Origin of the sequence: Bradyrhizobium sp. SZCCHNR1051 (genome assembly GCF_032489615.1) — a bacterium.
In the GTDB taxonomy this organism is placed as follows: domain Bacteria; phylum Pseudomonadota; class Alphaproteobacteria; order Rhizobiales; family Xanthobacteraceae; genus Bradyrhizobium.
This window is the reverse complement of record NZ_JAUEYJ010000018.1, coordinates 105478-120739: the sequence shown is the minus strand read 5'-3', so window position 1 is coordinate 120739 and position 15262 is coordinate 105478. Positions and strand designations below refer to the sequence as shown.

At 66.1% G+C, this 15262-nt stretch carries 17 protein-coding genes and 1 tRNA gene; 9 read left to right on the top strand and 9 right to left on the bottom strand.

Annotation, left to right across the window (positions count from 1 at the left end):
• From QW868_RS22300 to QW868_RS22280, 5 genes are all read right to left on the bottom strand, one after another.
• A complete protein-coding gene (locus QW868_RS22300) occupies positions 1 to 402 on the bottom strand; it encodes an SRPBCC family protein (protein WP_316231521.1) in 402 nt (133 codons plus the stop codon).
• An 11-nt stretch (positions 403 to 413) separates the two neighbouring features.
• Positions 414 to 773: a VOC family protein gene (locus QW868_RS22295; protein ID WP_315813549.1), complete on the bottom strand. Its 360-nt coding sequence runs from the start codon at positions 771 to 773 to the stop codon at positions 414 to 416.
• A gap of 52 nt (positions 774 to 825) precedes the next feature.
• A complete protein-coding gene (locus tag QW868_RS22290; protein WP_315778382.1) occupies positions 826 to 1665 on the bottom strand; it encodes an AraC family transcriptional regulator in 840 nt (279 codons plus the stop codon).
• 76 nt (positions 1666 to 1741) lie between these two features.
• Positions 1742 to 2314 carry a methylated-DNA--[protein]-cysteine S-methyltransferase gene (locus tag QW868_RS22285; protein ID WP_315757628.1) on the bottom strand — a complete coding sequence of 191 codons (573 nt, stop codon included), beginning with the start codon at positions 2312 to 2314 and terminating at the stop codon, positions 1742 to 1744.
• Positions 2315 to 2538: 224 nt separating this feature from the next.
• On the bottom strand, positions 2539 to 2958 hold the full coding sequence (locus QW868_RS22280) for an SPW repeat protein (RefSeq protein WP_315813547.1): 420 nt from the start codon (positions 2956 to 2958) through the stop codon (positions 2539 to 2541).
• 230 nt (positions 2959 to 3188) lie between these two features.
• Here QW868_RS22280 and QW868_RS22275 point away from each other — a divergent pair.
• Positions 3189 to 3262 (top strand) — tRNA-Gly (locus QW868_RS22275).
• Between the two features lie 34 nt (positions 3263 to 3296).
• On the opposite strand, the gene QW868_RS22270 is transcribed toward QW868_RS22275, so the two are convergent.
• Together QW868_RS22270 and QW868_RS22265 are read right to left on the bottom strand one after the other, a co-directional pair.
• Complete coding sequence (locus QW868_RS22270) at positions 3297 to 5162, bottom strand: AMP-dependent synthetase/ligase (protein ID WP_316231520.1); 1866 nt, start codon at positions 5160 to 5162, stop codon at positions 3297 to 3299.
• 174 nt (positions 5163 to 5336) lie between these two features.
• Entirely contained in the window at positions 5337 to 5702 is a 366-nt protein-coding gene (locus QW868_RS22265; protein ID WP_316231519.1) for a nuclear transport factor 2 family protein, read from the bottom strand.
• A gap of 165 nt (positions 5703 to 5867) precedes the next feature.
• Here QW868_RS22265 and QW868_RS22260 point away from each other — a divergent pair, with 165 nt between their 5' ends.
• From QW868_RS22260 to QW868_RS22235, 6 genes are all read left to right on the top strand, one after another.
• Positions 5868 to 6227 carry a hypothetical protein gene (locus tag QW868_RS22260; protein ID WP_315735798.1) on the top strand — a complete coding sequence of 120 codons (360 nt, stop codon included), beginning with the start codon at positions 5868 to 5870 and terminating at the stop codon, positions 6225 to 6227.
• 717 nt (positions 6228 to 6944) lie between these two features.
• The gene (locus QW868_RS22255; RefSeq protein WP_315778377.1) at positions 6945 to 7469 is read left to right on the top strand and encodes a hypothetical protein; all 525 of its coding nucleotides are present in this window, start codon (positions 6945 to 6947) and stop codon (positions 7467 to 7469) included.
• A gap of 132 nt (positions 7470 to 7601) precedes the next feature.
• Entirely contained in the window at positions 7602 to 7790 is a 189-nt protein-coding gene (locus tag QW868_RS22250) for a hypothetical protein (protein WP_315735804.1), read from the top strand.
• 19 nt (positions 7791 to 7809) lie between these two features.
• On the top strand, positions 7810 to 8403 hold the full coding sequence (locus QW868_RS22245; RefSeq protein ID WP_316231518.1) for an SCO family protein: 594 nt from the start codon (positions 7810 to 7812) through the stop codon (positions 8401 to 8403).
• A gap of 98 nt (positions 8404 to 8501) precedes the next feature.
• On the top strand, positions 8502 to 9410 hold the full coding sequence (locus QW868_RS22240) for a transporter substrate-binding domain-containing protein (protein WP_315813339.1): 909 nt from the start codon (positions 8502 to 8504) through the stop codon (positions 9408 to 9410).
• Positions 9411 to 9550: 140 nt separating this feature from the next.
• Positions 9551 to 11197 carry a lysine--tRNA ligase gene (locus QW868_RS22235; protein ID WP_316231517.1) on the top strand — a complete coding sequence of 549 codons (1647 nt, stop codon included), beginning with the start codon at positions 9551 to 9553 and terminating at the stop codon, positions 11195 to 11197.
• A 193-nt stretch (positions 11198 to 11390) separates the two neighbouring features.
• On the opposite strand, the gene QW868_RS22230 is transcribed toward QW868_RS22235, so the two are convergent.
• Positions 11391 to 12152, bottom strand: a complete 762-nt coding sequence (locus QW868_RS22230) for a carbonic anhydrase family protein (RefSeq protein ID WP_315784809.1) — start codon at positions 12150 to 12152, stop codon at positions 11391 to 11393.
• 254 nt (positions 12153 to 12406) lie between these two features.
• On the opposite strand from QW868_RS22230, the gene QW868_RS22225 reads away from it, so the two are divergent.
• A complete protein-coding gene (locus QW868_RS22225) occupies positions 12407 to 12751 on the top strand; it encodes a DUF952 domain-containing protein (RefSeq protein WP_315735813.1) in 345 nt (114 codons plus the stop codon).
• Positions 12748 to 13842: a quinone-dependent dihydroorotate dehydrogenase gene (locus QW868_RS22220; RefSeq protein WP_315735815.1), complete on the top strand. Its 1095-nt coding sequence runs from the start codon at positions 12748 to 12750 to the stop codon at positions 13840 to 13842. The genes QW868_RS22225 and QW868_RS22220 overlap by 4 nt, the downstream gene beginning before the upstream one ends.
• 64 nt (positions 13843 to 13906) lie before the next feature.
• On the opposite strand, the gene QW868_RS22215 is transcribed toward QW868_RS22220, so the two are convergent.
• Entirely contained in the window at positions 13907 to 15211 is a 1305-nt protein-coding gene (locus tag QW868_RS22215; protein ID WP_316231543.1) for an MATE family efflux transporter, read from the bottom strand.
• Positions 15212 to 15262 lie beyond the last annotated feature (51 nt).

The window sequence follows — 15262 nt, the reverse complement described above, 5'->3', positions numbered from 1 at the left end:
CTAGGCACGCAGCCTGCCCAGGGCGTCCTGCATCGCGCGCGCGCCGAGCTCCATCTGCTGCTCGATATAGGACGCGATGGCGTGCGGCAGCACGTCGGTGATCCAGAGCATCCGGCAACCCTGCGCGCCGTCGGGGATGATCTGCACGGACGCATTGTGATGCGTCACGCGCTCGCTCTCGATCGTGTAGACCAGACGCTGCTGCGCCTCGTCGTAACTGACGAGGCGTTCGCGCACCACATTGCCGTTGGCGAAGGTCACGATTCGGACGTCGCCGTCGAGCTGGCAATCGACGACGAAGCCGGGCGCCAGCCGGGTATGAACGGCGCCGAAGTCGCGCACGGCGTCCCAGACGGCGGCCGCGGAGGCTGCGATCGGGGTGTCCTTCTGAATCGATGCCATGGCCGGGGACCTCACGGACACACGGCTTCGATGTTGTTGCCGTCGGGATCGATCAGGAAGGCGGCGTAGTAGGTCGGACTGTAGTCCGCGCGCGGCCCGGCGCCGCCATTGTCGCTGCCGCCGGCCTTCAGACCCTCGCTGTGGAATCTGGCGACCGCCGCGTGGTCCCGGGCGCGGAACGCGATATGGGCGGCGCCTTTGCTGGCGCCCTTGTCGAGATACAGCCACAGGGCCGGCTCCCCCTTCGGGCCGATGCCCGCCGACGCCTCGTCCTTGGAGCAGAGGATGTGGCCGAGCGGCGCCAGCGCCGATGTGTAGAAGCGGACGCTGGCGTCCAGATTGCCGACCTTGAGGCCGATATGATCGTACATCGATGATCTCCATGCTTCGCATGCGGCTGCCGCACGCGCTGGGATCATCCAATCAATGGCGGCTCAGATGGTCTTGGAGAATCTTGCGCTCGCCGCGCGACGCCTTGCGAAACTTCGCCGGCGACACGCCGGCAGCGCGCGCGAAGGTGCGGGTGAAATTCGACAGATCGGCAAAACCCGAATCGTAGGCGATGGTGGTGACCGGCGTATCCTCCTCGCTGAGACGCCGTGCGGCGTGCCGCAAGCGGGAGCGGATCAGATATTGATGCGGCGTCACGCCGATCGTGGCCGCGAACAGCCGCAGGAAATGGAACGGGCTGACGCCGGCCTCACCAGCCGCAGCCGCCAGATCGATGTCGCGCGCCGCATTGTCGTCGATCCACAATGCGCTCTCGACCGCGCGCCGGCGATCACGAAGGCTTGGCGTCGCCGCCCGTTCCTGCTGGCCCGTGGCGGTCGCGACGAAGCGGCTGGCGATGATCTGGCCAACCTCGTCCAGACCGAGGTCCTGCTCGCGCGCGGCGACGGCCTCCGCGAGCTCACCGAGGACCATGAGCTCCGGCAGCGGCGGCATCGCGCCAACCCGCCAAGCCTGCCTGTTGCCGCCGATCTCGTCGATGAGCGCATGATCGAAGAAGAATGACAGGCATTCGTCGCCGCAGACGTGATCGTGCGTGCACATGAACTCATCGCCGGGATGGCCCACCAGCAGCGAGCCGGTGACCAGCTCGAAGAAGCGGCCGCGGTGCCGACAGCCGAAGCTCCCCTTGCGCACATAGGACAGCGAGTAGCCGGAATACTGCTCGACATAGGGACGCTCGCCCGGAACCGCCGCACAGCGGAACTCGGAGACGGTGACGTCACGGCTTTCGAACAGGATGGTGGCGCTCATCCTGCAAATCTAGCGCATTGCGGATGAAAGAGGAGGGCTGCGTCCGAGATAATATCGCGCGCAGCGAGGCGCCCGCTTACGACGCGCGCGGCCGGTCGACCGCGAGAAACGCGTCGAACAACGTCAGGCCCGCATGAGGCCGTGCGCCTTCGAGCGACAGCAGCCGCCGTTTGGAGATGACGCCGCTGTTGGGCGACGGCTTGTCGAGACCGTTGCCGATGTCGCGCACGCGGTGACAGGGAACGATCAGCACGAGCGCATTCTTGCTCAGCGCCTGCGCGATCGAATTCAGCGCCTTGGGAACGTGCAGTTCGTCTGCGATCGCGTCGGCGCTGCGCGTCTCGCCGCGCGGAATGGCACGAATGCAATCGTAGACGCGCTGGTTGAATGGTGTCACGCCGCCGAGATCGAGCACGACATCGGAGAAGTCGACCTCCTGCCCGCGCAGCATGGCGGTGATGCCTTCGATGGCGAGTTCAATATTCGAACACGGGCGCTGCTCCCGCGCTTCGGGAAATTGGCGAAACAGGCGCCGCCGCGTCTCGATTTCCCGTGCTTCCGGCAGTTGTACGCCGGTGATTCCGGCATCGCTCCACGCAATGCCGCAACGGCCGAGGGCCGTATCAAAGATCGTATACCCACGCCCCATGACGCCACCCCAACCCCACGTCACATCATATCATCGTCACGATCGCCCGCATCAACTTTGTTTACAAAGTGTTAACAGCGCGGCGTGACCGGGGCGGGTTTGCCCTGATTTGGGTGATGGTTGTCAAGCGTCCCGTTGCGATCGTTGTCTGCGATCTCTGTCATCGGCATCGCGATCGCGGAATGCGGCGCAGCGCGCAGGCGAGGTGCGATCGACCAGAGGCGCTACGGCTGGCTCACCAATGCAGGCCTATCGCCAGCAAAATCAGGATCATGCGCAAGCCACAGTTCGAGCAGGCTCAGGAAGGTCACGGCGATCCCGATCGTGATGCTGACATGCATCGCCGACGTATGCACGAACCCGAGCAGCCACGGAGCTGCAATCAGCCACAATCCAAGCGCTACCTTCAGCCACTCCTCCCAATCGGCAAACGCCAGGAGGCCGCCGAGCGAGAGCACGACGACGGCAGCCCCCGCCAACGCAGCATCGATCCGGCCGGCGCTGCCGACAAAGCCGAACAGCCAGGGCGCGACGGCCAGGAATAGACCGCAGCCGAGGGTGTAAAGGTCGAGCGCCGACGGGCCCGACATGATGGCGAGGGCTTTCGAGGTTGCGGTCTGAGACGCGGGGCTGTGGCTCTGCATGATGTGAGCTCCCAGGACCTTGACGGCGCGGCGAAGCAGCGAGGGGCGCCGCCTCCAACGGGCAAAAGCGCGACCGGCCCGATCCGTTCCGGAGCCGGCGGTCGCGGCCGATCACGATCCGGAGATCAGGCCGGTGCAGAACTGTTGCCTCCCCCAACCCTTGGGCCTGGCGGTGTCGCGGCAACAAGCCGCTTGGCGAAACGCATGGTCTCGGCTAAGCATTGGCGAACGCGGGCGTAGTTCAATGGTAGAACGGCAGCTTCCCAAGCTGCATACGAGGGTTCGATTCCCTTCGCCCGCTCCAATGCCGCAATGTCCTGCTGCTACGCTCTGCAAAATCAGCTTCGTACGGTAGCCGATGGCCGCAAAGCTGCCGCGCGTTTTGCATAGATCGCCTCGATCTCCTTCGCGAAGCTCCGCTCGATCGCCGGACGCTTGTTCTTCAACGTCGGCGTGATCAGGCCTTCCTGCACGGTCCACGGCTCCAAGGTCCAATGCACCGCCTTCGGCGTCGCGTAGGACGGATAGGCCTTCGCGGCTCGCGCAATGTGGCGCAGCAGAGAGGCCGCTTCGGCCTCGGTGCCGCGCTGGCCGTGCGCCGCGAGCCTCGCCTGCTGCTCAGCCCAGCCGTTGGCGTTGAGCACGACGATCGCGGTCAGGAACGGCCGGTTCTCGCCGATCACGATGGCCTGCTCGAACAGCGGATCGGTCAGGATCGCGGTCTCCAGATCGGCGGGCGCGATCTTCTCGCCGGTCGAGGTGACGAGGATGTCCTTGATCCGACCGGTGATGGTGATGCGTCCGCCGTCGATGCGGGCCTGGTCGCCGGTGTGCAGCCAGCCGTCGGCTTCCCTGGTGCGGGCTGTCTCCTCCGGCCGGTGCCAATAGCCGAGCATCACGTTCGGGCCGCGCACCATCAACTCGTCATTGTCGCCGATGCGCACCTCGATGCCCGGCAGGGCGCGGCCGACGGTGCGCGGGTCGTTGTCGTCAGGCGTGTTGACGCTGACGACGGGCGATGTCTCGGTCATGCCGTAGCCCTGCAGCACCTCGAGCCCGAGCGCCAGGAACAGCCGCACCACCGGCTCGGCGATCGGCGCGCCGCCGCTGACGGCGACGTGCAGCCGTCCGCCGAATCGAGCCAGTACCTTGGCGGCGACCAGGCGTTGCAGCAGCGGCCACGCTATACGGTCGAACGCCGAGAGTCTCGTCCCGCGCCCATGCTGCGCATCGAAGCGCCGGCCGCCGATCGCGATGGTCAGGTCGAGCAGCGCCCGTTCGAGCGGGTTTGCGATCGCGCGATGATGCATGATGACCGAGTAGATGCGCTCATAGATGCGCGGCACGGAGATCAGGATGGTCGGACGGACCTCCACCAGATCTTCGGACAGCTGCTTCACCGAGCGCGCATAGGCGACGCAGGCGCCGATGGCGATCGGGTAGTAGTAGCCCGCAGTGCGCTCGAACGTGTGTGACAGCGGCAGGAACGACAGGAATACGTCGTCGGTATCGGCCGCCAGCCGCTGATGAATGGCCTTGAGGTTGGAAACGACGTTGTCGTGCGACAGCATCACACCCTTGGGCCGGCCCGTCGTGCCCGAGGTGTAGACGATGGCGGCGAGGTCGTGCGGCGCGATGGCGATCCGGGTGCCGGGAAGCGTGGCGTTGCCGGCTGCGTTCAACCACGCCTCCAGATCGATGAGGCGCGGATCGCCGGTCGGCTGGGTCGTTCGCCGGTCGGCGCAGACGATCCGCCGCAGGTCGGGCAGGGCCTCGCCGACCGCTGCGATCTCATCCCAGCGTGTGTCCGAATCGACCAGCAGCAGCCGGGCACCGGAATCGGCGAGGATGTAGGCGATGCTGTCGGCATTATCGACGGCATGCATCGGCACCGGCACCAGGCCGAGCGAGAGCGCGGCCTGGTCGATGGCGAGATGTGCGATCCCGTTCGGCATCAGGATGGCGACACGCTCACCCTGGGCGAAGCCGTCGGCCGCAAGCGCCCGCCGCCAGCGGTCGACGACGAGATCGATCTCGCGCCAGCAGAAGCTAGCCCATCGGCCGCTTCCTGCGTCGAAATGTCGGTAGGCCTGCTTGTCCGGGCTCCGTTCGACGCGCCAGCGCCAGAGTTCGGGCAAGGTGGTGATGGCGGCCAGCGTGCCGGCCGCCATGGCGTGATCATCGATGGGATTTGACTGCTGCACGCCCGTCTCCGGCGATCCTGAACTCGTCGCGAAGCAGAAGCTCTGCAGCGGCGGACCGGATCCGACGTTGACGTAGCGCAATCACCACGAGACAGGTCGTGCGTCTGCGCATGGGAGCCCGGCCATCGCGGCAGGCCGACCGCACTGCGGAAGCCGGGCGGAACGGGACGTCCGTCAGGCGCCCTGCGGGACCTTGTCGAGAAACCCGGTGACGCGCTGGATGCGGCCGTCGGCCAGCTCGACGAAATCCGTGCCCTGGATCGGGGCTTCCGCATCCTCGGGGCCAAGCTCCCAGGAAAAGCGGAGATGATGACCGTGGCCGTCCGCGGAGCCGATCAGGCGAAAGCGGAAGTCGGGAAAGCGCTGCTGCACGCCCGCAACCAGGCCATCCACCGCATCGCGTCCTTCGCCGCGCATCAGCGGGTCGACATAGAGCGCATCCGGGGTCCAGTGACGTGCGAGCAATGCGCCGCGCTGCGCGGCATCACGTTCGTTCCACAGCGCGATGTAGCTCTCGGCGATCTCGGTTGGGTTGGTCATCGGTGCTCTCCATGTTGTGAACGATGAGGAGCCCATCATCGCGCCCGGCGCGCAGCGAATCGATTACGTCGAACGTCATCTCATCCGGAATGACAGAACTGTAAGTTGCCGCCTGTTTGCGCGAGGACTACTCCACGCGCGGAGGCGGTGCGGGGAATGCGTCTCATGATGTCCGACACTTGGAAGTGGATTGCCGTCGCAATCTGTCTGGTGCTGTTCACGGCGGATACCGTGCTCAAGCCGCAGGACAAGCCCAATCGCATGGTGTTCTTCGAGCTGCATCGCGGCGAGCGCCCGACGATGATCGGCATGATGCGCGACGACCTCGTCAAGCTGCCGGGACGCGGCGCCAGCCGCATCCGCGACGCGCTCGCGCGCGGCGAGACGTTAACGGTCTGGCAATATGAATTAAGAAAGATTGAAGACGGCAGCTATCAGGAGGTGCCGGAGCGGCAGATCCAGCTCAGCGCCGCCGATGCGCCGCTCGTCACGTTTGGAGCGCGGATTCGGCTGCCCGATAATTAGTTAACTTCACGGGGACCGAGGGCGTCGGGAGGCAGATCGTCCTCCCGGCTGCCAGCGCGATATCGGCCGGACCTCGCTCCATCTCGCGATCAGACGGCGCGCTGCTGGGAGTGATCCTGCCGCGCCCGCTTGCGGGGTGGAGCTCGGCACGGTCCAAACTCGTGATTGCATTGGTCGCATCTCTGGACTTCGGCCATGCCAGCCAGGGCTGGCGGGAGCCCGCACCCACGATCGTGATCGCACGAGCGCCCCTGGGCCGGCGATGGATGAGAGGGGTGAGCGTCCCGCCGCCACTGGGCAGCGGGGCGTGTGTCGCGCGGAAGCTCGGCCACCGGGCTTTTCCGGAGTGTCGTTTGTGCCGCCGTGACGCCGCTGCCGCGCCGATGGGCGAATCATGCCGGGCCTCTGCCTTGCTCGTGGCGCCATCGCCATGTCCGGAACCAGCGTTCGGCCATTTTCGGTGGTAGCGACTCATTGGTGCAGCGGGCTTGCAACACTCGCGGTGAATTTGGCTTTCGTCACCGCGCCGTCCTGGACAAAAACACGATCTCGAAACACGCTGCATTTGCGATTTGGATTTGGCTTTCGCGTTCCGGTTCTGCGGATGGGCTCGTGGTCGCAAGGTCCCGCCGCAGTCCAAGCATCTCAAGAAGCGCATCACAAGACGCGTACCAAAGTCGGTCAGATCGGTTTCGCCGGGTTGAACTGGGGCTCGACATGAAATTCTGGACGGGGTTGCTTGCGGTCGTTCTGTTGCTGTCGGGGCTCGGCGCCAGCCAGGCCGTGGTCCGGATCGCCGATGACCGCGGCGGCCGGATCGGAACCTATGTCGACAAGTACCAGGGCCTGCGATCTTCCGGCGAGTATGTGATCATCGACGGGCTCTGCGCCTCGGCCTGCACCATCGTGCTCGGGGCGATCCCCCACGAGAAGATCTGCGTCACCTCGCATGCCAATCTCGGATTCCACGCCGCCTGGGATTTCGGCGCCAACGGCCGCGCCGTCACCAACCCCGAGGCGACCCAGATGCTGTACTCGATGTACCCGTCGCCGATCCGCCGCTGGATCACCCAGCGCGGCGGCCTGACGCCCCGGATGATCTTCCTGAAGGGCAAGGAGCTGCAGGCAATGTACAAGCCCTGCTATATGGATGCCCAGGCATCCTCTCCGGCCTCCTCGCATGTCGCGCCCAATGCGCCGGCCATCTCGCCGGCCGCGGCCAAGGCCTCCGCCTCCCATTGATGACGCCGGCCACCGGCCGTTTCGGGTGAGCGGCTGCCCGTCCGCGGCGCTTGCCTGGACCGGCCGCGGGGCTTATCTGAAGCGCGAGGGGCGGGCCGCTCGGGCCAGCACTCGCCCGATGAGTACGTCATCATGCAGCCTCTTTCAGCGCCGCAAGAGATACCGTCCGCGTCGGGTGACCGGCGTTCGGCCTCCGCTTCGGCCATCGTGGCTGGGGTTGCGGCGATCGGGCTCGTCGCCGGCGCCGTGACGATGTGGGTGCAGTACGGGACCGCGGTGTTCTTCGAGACGATCGCGGCCGGCTGGCAAGCCTGCTTCTGAGACAGTGAAGGAGCGCGCAATGCCATCCAATGCCACCCGCCCCCTGGTGATCGTCGGAGCCTTTGCCGCCAGCCTCGTGGTCGGGCTGTCGCTGATGCTCCTCATCATGGGCGGCGGCCGAAACATCGCGGCGCCGGCCGCGATCGGCGGACCGTTCCAGCTGACCGACCAGAGCGGGGCCGTCGTCACCGAGAAGAGCCTCGAAGGCCGTCCGACCCTGATCTTCTTCGGCTTCACCCATTGCCCGGACGTCTGTCCGACCTCGCTGTTCGAGATCTCCGAGGTGCTGCGCGCGATGGGCAAGGACGCCGACGGCGTCAACGCCTATTTCGTCTCGGTCGACCCCGAGCGCGACAATCCGGCCGCGATGAAGGACTACCTCTCCAGCTTCGACCCGCATCTGAAGGGTCTGACCGGCGATCCGGAGGTGCTTGCGAAGGTTCTTACCGAGTACCGGGTCTATGCCAAGAAGGTCCCGCTGAAGGACGGTGATTACACCATGGACCACACCGCTTTGGTGTATCTGATGGACCGCAACGGCCGGTTCGTCGCGCCGTTCAACCTGAAGCGGACGCCCGAGGAAGCGGCGGCGGATCTCAAGAAATACCTCTGAGCGCGTTGACGCTCCAGCCGGGCGGCCGCCTCCGGGCCGAATCCAGCCTCGAATTTGCGCCGGGATGGTCTATAAGGCGCTGACCATCGGGACCGCTGATGCAGACCGTCTTATCAAAGCCCGTGAAATCCGCGCCTGCGGCCCGCGCCGCCATCGTCAGCGCGCTGCTCTGCTTCGGTCTCGCCGCAGCCGGCTCGGAGGCGCGCGCCCAGGCGCCCGTGCGGCCCGCCGTCGAGGCGGCGCCGCAGGCCGTCCCCGGCTTCTGGGACCCGCGACGCCGGCCCGACCGGCCCGATTTGTCGCGCCTCACCGTGATTCGTTTCCTGACCGAGACCGACTATCCGCCGTTCAACTTCACCGGTCCGGACGGCAATCCGGCCGGCTTCAACGTCGATCTGGCACGGGCGATCTGCGACGAGATCAAGGTCACCTGCACCGTCCAGATGCGCCGGTTCGAAACCCTGCTCGATGCGCTGTCCTCGAACCGGGGCGATGCGATCATCGCCTCGATCGCGGTGACGCCGCAGATGCGGGCGCGGGCCGACTTCTCCGATCCATATTACCGGGCGCCCGCTCGCTTCGTGTCCCGCCGCGATGCCGTCATGACCGAGATCCGCCCCGAATTTCTCGAGGGCAAGAAGATCGGCGCCGTCGCCGGCACCGCGCACGAGGCCTACCTCAAGGCGATGTTCACCGACGCCGAGATCAAGACCTATCCGAACGACGAGGCGCTGCGGCAGGCGCTGCGCCGGGCCGAGGTCGACCTGATCTTCGGCGACGGCATCTCGCTGGCGTTCTGGGTCAATGGCACCGATTCCGGCGATTGCTGCGCCTTTTCCGGTGGACCTTTCGTCGAAAGCCGCTATTTCGGCGAGGGCGTCGGCATCGCCGTGCGCAAGGGCAACGACCTCTTGCGCCAGGCGCTGAACTGGGCGCTGTTCCGGGTCTGGGAAAAAGGCCGCTACACCGACCTGTGGCTGCGCTACTTCTCGATCAGCCCGTTCTAGCGCTTGCCGTCGTTCCGGGCGCGTCGAAGACGCGAACCCGGAACCTCGAGATTCCGGGTTCGATGCTTCGCATCGCCCCGGAATGACGGGTATCATGACCGCTGTTTTGCACTGACGTCTTCGGAGAAGTCTTTTTCACGATGTCCACGATCGATCTCGTCCCAACCAGCCCGAGCGACCTGCGCGCGCTTGCCGAAAACTCCAACGCCTGGCCGTTCGAGCAGGCGAAGGCGATCGTCAACCGGCTGAAGAAGACCCCCAAGGACGAGGTGCTGTTCGAGACCGGCTACGGTCCGTCCGGCCTGCCGCATATCGGCACCTTCGGCGAGGTAGCGCGCACCACCATGGTCCGCCACGCCTTCCGCGTGCTCACCGAGGACAAGATCAAGACCCGCCTGATCGCGTTCTCGGACGACATGGACGGCCTGCGCAAGGTGCCGGACAACGTGCCGAACAAGGACATGCTGGCCACGCATCTGGGCAAGCCGCTGTCGCGCATCCCGGATCCGTTCTCCAACGAATATCCGTCGTTCGCCGCTCACAACAATGCGCGGCTGCGCGCCTTCCTCGACCGGTTCGGCTTCGACTACGAGTTCGCCTCCGCGACCGACTACTACACCTCCGGCAAGTTCGACGCGGCTCTGCTGCGCATGCTGGAGCGGCTCGAGAAGGTGATGGCGATCATGCTGCCGAGCTTGCGCGAGGAGCGCGCGGCGAGCTACTCGCCGTTCCTGCCGATCTGCCCGCGCACCGGCCTCGTGCTGTATGTGCCGATCGTCGAGCACGACGCCAAGGCCGGCACCATCTCCTACGACGATCCGGAGACCAAGGAGCGCATGACCGTTCCGGTGACCGGCGGCCATTGCAAGCTGCAATGGAAGCCGGACTGGGCGATGCGCTGGCATGCGCTGGGCGTCGACTATGAAATGGCCGGCAAGGACCTGATCGATTCGGTGAAGCTGTCGGGCAAGATCTGCGCGGCGCTCGGCGGCACCCCGCCTGAGGGCTTCAATTACGAGCTGTTCCTCGACGAGAAGGGCCAGAAGATCTCGAAGTCGAAGGGCAACGGGCTGACCATCGACGAATGGCTGCGCTACGCCTCGCCGGAATCGCTGTCGCTATTCATGTATCGCGAGCCGAAGGCGGCGAAGCGGCTGTATTTCGACGTCATCCCGCGCAACGTCGACGACTATCAGCAGTTCCTCGATGGTTTTCGGAAGCAGGATGCCAAGCAACAGCTCGGCAATCCGGTCTGGCACATCCATTCCGGAAAGCCGCCGAAGGCGGACATGCCCGTCACCTTCCAGCTGCTGCTGACCCTGGTGTCGTCGTCGAACGCGGAGAATGCCGAGACGCTGTGGGGCTTCATCGGCCGCTACCGGCCGGGCGTGACGCCGCAGACCCATCCCAAGCTCGACGCGATGGTCGGCTACGCCATCAACTACTATCGCGACTTCGTCGCGCCGACCAAGACCTTCCGCGAGCCGACCGAGGGCGAGCGCGTGGCGCTGCAGGATCTGCGCGATGCGCTGTCCAATCTTCCGGCGGAGGCCACGGCCGAGGACATCCAGAACGTGGTCTACGAGATCGGCCGCCGCGAGCCGTTCCTCGACCACGCCAAGAAGGGCAAGGACGGCCGCCCCGGCGTGTCGCTGGACTGGTTCAACATGCTCTACCAGGTGCTGCTCGGCCAGGAGAAGGGCCCCCGTTTCGGCTCCTTCGTCGCGGTCTACGGCGTGAACAATGCGGTGGCGATGATCGACGGCGCGCTGGCGCGGAGCGCGTGAGGGGCTCGCTCGTCGTCACACAAAAAGGTGTCGTCCCGGCCCTGAGCCGGGATCCATAGCCACGAGCCGAGGTGAGGTGACGGATATCCGCCACCTCGCAAGACAACTGAGATTCCGCGGTATGGGTCCCGGCGTTCGCCGGGACGACAGCGGAGAACTCGGCGGCCGCGTCAGTCCGAAGCGGCCATTCGTACTACACCCCGTGCAGCACGAAGCGGCGGTCGAGCTTCTGCACCGGGCGCGCGTTCATCGGATACAGCTTGGCGAATTTCGCGACGTCCGCTTCCGCGACCGAGACCGGCTCGCTCAGCAGCAGCCATTCGACCACCTCTGAGCAGGGCGGCGTCGTCAGCGAGCCGGCATAGCGATAATAGGAGCGGCGTGCCGGCAGCATCATGTTGGGGTTGATGCGCGGATCGGCCTTGACCGCGGGACCCTCCTTGTCCGGCATCGTCGCCACGATCTGCGCGAAGGCGGGATTGGGCCGGCCGGTGGTCATGAGAACGCCGACCACGGCGAGCCCGCCCGACGCGGCGCGGTGGACGAAATGCGCCTCCATCGGATAGTTCTTGCCACCGATCTGATGCTCGCTCGGGCGATGGAAATGCACCTGCAGCAGCTTGTAGGTGGTGCCGTCGAGCTTCAGGGTGCTGCTGCCGTCGGCAAAGTTGAGCTGGATGGTGTGACCATTGTTGACGATGGTGTCGGCGGTCCTGGCCCAGCTCAGCTTGAAGTTGGGCAGTTGGGCCCGGGTCGAGTGCTCGATGTCGATGGGCGATTGCTGGGTGCCGACGCCGCAGACCTTGTTGGCCGCATCGAGATCCCCCCAATTGGCCGGTCCGGTCGCGCCCTCATAGCTCCAATGCGGGGCGCCCTCGGCGGCGAAGCCCGGGGTCGCGCAGGCGGGGCAGAGGGCGAGCCCCGCAAGAGCCTTCAAGACGTGGCGGCGGTCCATGGCAATCTCCAAAAGGTTCAAGCGTGGGCATGATCGGTTGCGAATCGCGCGCAACAGGAAAACCGAATCAGGTTAACCCTTGCTGAGGAACCGGCTGCGTCCTCGCGAACTCGCAGTCACTCGGGTGCAGCCTGAGCGGGGCGGCCGCCGGGCTGTCCCGGGCAAACGATGCTTGAGTTCGCCGCCCCCTGCCGATACGGTCGACCGCTCCGAAAACATCAGCAAACTCAAGCTCGAGCCAGGACCGCGCGAAGGTGCCCAAAATCTACAAAATCTGCTCAGCTTCGGCCTGGCGCGAGGCGGAGCGGCTGGGCGTGTACCGCGGTAGCGCCGACGATCTGCGCGACGGGTTCATCCATTTTTCGACCGCCCCCCAGGTGCCGGAGACGGCCCGGAAGCACTTTTTCGGGCAGAGCGCGCTGTTCCTGGTCGAGGTCGAGGCGGATGCACTGGGTGCAGGCTTGCGCTGGGAGCGCTCGCGCAACGACGAGCTGTTCCCGCATCTGTATGGCGAGCTCGATCTCGGCGCCGTGACCGCCGTTCACCAGTTGCACAGCCGTGCCGATGGCGGCCATGACATTCCGGACCTGAAGCCGTGATCCGCGCTTTCGACCAGCTCTCGCTGCCGCTGCTCCGCTGGCTCGACGCCGAGGATGCGCACCGGCTCGCCATCCAGGGCCTGAAGCTCTTGCCGGCGATCAAGCCGCGACCGGACGATGCGAAGCTCGCGGTGCGCGCCTTCGGGCTCAACTTCCCGAATCCGGTCGGCATGGCCGCCGGCTTCGACAAGAACGCCGAGGTGCCGGACGCGCTGCTGCGGCTCGGCTTCGGCTTCGTCGAGATCGGTTCGGTCACGCCGCGGCCGCAGAGCGGAAATCCGCGCCCGCGGCTGTTTCGGCTGGAGCGCGACGAGGCGGTGATCAACCGCATGGGCTTCAACAATGACGGCGCCGAGATCGTGTTGCGGCGGCTTGCCGGCCGCGCCCATCAGGGCGGCATCGTCGGCGTCAATGTCGGGGCCAACAAGGATTCGGCCGACCGCGTCGCCGACTACGTCCGGCTGATCGAGACCTTCGCGCCGGTGGCGAGCTACTTCACCGTCAACATCTCCTCGCCCAACACGCCGGGCCTGCGCAACCTGCAGCAGGCTTCTCAGCTCGACGAGCTGCTATCCAAGGTGCTGGAGGCGCGCGACCGTATCCGCCGCAAGGCCGGCGACACCCCGGTGCTGCTCAAGATCGCGCCGGATCTCAGTCTCGCCGAACTCGATGACGTCGTCCATGTCGCGCGCTCGCGCGGCGTCGACGGCATGATCGTGTCGAACACGACGCTCGCTCGGCCCAGCTCGCTGCGCGAGCAGTTGCGCGCCAAGGAGCAGGGCGGCCTGTCCGGGCGGCCGCTGTTCCGGCTGTCGACCCGGATGGTGGCCGAGACCTTCGTGCGCGTCGAAGGCGCGTTCCCGTTGATCGGCGTCGGCGGCATCGACACGGGCGGCGCCGCGCTCACCAAGATCCGCGCCGGGGCCAGCCTGATCCAGTTGTATTCCTCGCTGGTCTACAAGGGCCTCGGCCTGGTCGAGAGCATCAAAGCCGACCTGACCTCGACGCTGCTGCGCACGGGACGTGACTCCCTGGCGGAGATCGTCGGCGCCGATGCCGCGACGATCACGGCCGAGGATTGGCCGGTTTAGTTGCAGCCGAGCTGTCGCATCATTCACGCACGGCTTCATCCCCGCCTTCGCGGACGATGACAGCTCACATTGTCGGTCGAGTCGGGCTCTTCCCGAACGACGCCCGCAGCAGCGCCGGATAGCGCGCGGCCTGGAAGCCGCCGCGGGCGGCGTAGAAGCCGAGCATCGCGATCCACAGGCCCGTATTGCCGAAGCCGCGCAGCGCCAGCCAGATGCTGAGGAAGACGATCAGCGCCGCCACCATGAGATTGCGCATGTCGCGCGCCCAGGTGGCACCGATATAGACGCCATCGAACGCGAAGGCGAACACCGACAGCAGCGGCGACGCCACCACGAACGGCAGATAGTCGCGCGCCGCGCGGTGCACCGCATCGTTTGCCGTCATCACGTCGATCAGCACCGGACCGAACAGCGCGAAGATCACGGCGACGGCGAGCGCGAAGCCGAAGCCCCAGGCGAGCACCAGCCTTGTGGCGCCGGAAAAGGCGTCGCGGTTGCGCGCGCCGAACGCATAGCCGCAGAGCTGCTCGGCGGCGTTGGCGAGCCCGTCGAGGAAAAACGCGGCCACCAGCAGGAAATTGTTCAGCACCGCGTTGGCCGCCAGCGTCGTGTCGCCGGCACGCGCGCCTTGTGAGGTGAAGAACAGGAAGGCGACGATCATCGCCGCGGTGCGGATCATGATGTCGCGGTTCACCGCCATCATGTGCATCAGCTTGGCGCGGTCGAGCAGCGCAGCGCGCGATATCCGGGCGTCGGCTTTGACCAAGCGGCGCGCCAGCACTAGGCCGATCGCGACACCGACCGTCTCAGCGATCACGGCGGCAATCGCCGCGCCGGCGATACCGGCCTGCAGCATCTGGACGAACAGGATGGTCGCGGCCATGTTGATCAGGTTGATCGCGACCTGAACGGCCAGCGCCAGCCGTGCGCGGGCCAGTCCGACGAGCCAGCCGAGCAGCACGTAGTTGGCGAGCGCCAGCGGCGCCGACCATATCCGGACGATGAAATAGCTGCGGGCCGCGCTCAACACGGCGTCGCTGCCGCCCATGATGTCGAAGATGGTCGCGCCCAGCGGCAGTTGCAGCGCGATCAGGGTGACGCCGATCAGGGCGGCCAGCGCCAGGCCGCGGATCAGGACCATCAGGATCTCGTCACTCTCGCCGGCGCCGAGCGATTGCGCGGTGAAGGCGAGTGTGCTGGCGCGGAGGAAGGCGAACAGCCAGAACAGGCAATCGAAGATCACCGAGGCCATGGCGACGCCGCCCAGCATGGCCGCTTCGCCGAGCCGGCCGATCGCCGTGGTCGAGACGATGCCGATCAGCGGCGTGGTCAGGTTGGCGATCATCGCGGGACCCGCGATGTCGAACACCTGCGCAGTCGTGATTTTGGCTGAAGCCGTCAAGAACGTCTCGCTGGTTGA

Coding starts and splice junctions, on each gene's coding strand:
- QW868_RS22250 (WP_315735804.1), top strand. CDS start 7,602: ATGCAGCCTCTTTCAGCGCCGCAAGAGATACCGTCCGCGTCGGGTGAC.
- QW868_RS22265 (WP_316231519.1), bottom strand. CDS start 5,702: ATGACCAACCCAACCGAGATCGCCGAGAGCTACATCGCGCTGTGGAAC.
- QW868_RS22255 (WP_315778377.1), top strand. CDS start 6,945: ATGAAATTCTGGACGGGGTTGCTTGCGGTCGTTCTGTTGCTGTCGGGG.
- QW868_RS22235 (WP_316231517.1), top strand. CDS start 9,551: ATGTCCACGATCGATCTCGTCCCAACCAGCCCGAGCGACCTGCGCGCG.
- QW868_RS22290 (WP_315778382.1), bottom strand. CDS start 1,665: ATGAGCGCCACCATCCTGTTCGAAAGCCGTGACGTCACCGTCTCCGAG.
- QW868_RS22295 (WP_315813549.1), bottom strand. CDS start 773: ATGTACGATCATATCGGCCTCAAGGTCGGCAATCTGGACGCCAGCGTC.
- QW868_RS22300 (WP_316231521.1), bottom strand. CDS start 402: ATGGCATCGATTCAGAAGGACACCCCGATCGCAGCCTCCGCGGCCGCC.
- QW868_RS22245 (WP_316231518.1), top strand. CDS start 7,810: ATGCCATCCAATGCCACCCGCCCCCTGGTGATCGTCGGAGCCTTTGCC.
- QW868_RS22280 (WP_315813547.1), bottom strand. CDS start 2,958: ATGCAGAGCCACAGCCCCGCGTCTCAGACCGCAACCTCGAAAGCCCTC.
- QW868_RS22230 (WP_315784809.1), bottom strand. CDS start 12,152: ATGGACCGCCGCCACGTCTTGAAGGCTCTTGCGGGGCTCGCCCTCTGC.
- QW868_RS22285 (WP_315757628.1), bottom strand. CDS start 2,314: ATGGGGCGTGGGTATACGATCTTTGATACGGCCCTCGGCCGTTGCGGC.
- QW868_RS22240 (WP_315813339.1), top strand. CDS start 8,502: ATGCAGACCGTCTTATCAAAGCCCGTGAAATCCGCGCCTGCGGCCCGC.
- QW868_RS22260 (WP_315735798.1), top strand. CDS start 5,868: ATGATGTCCGACACTTGGAAGTGGATTGCCGTCGCAATCTGTCTGGTG.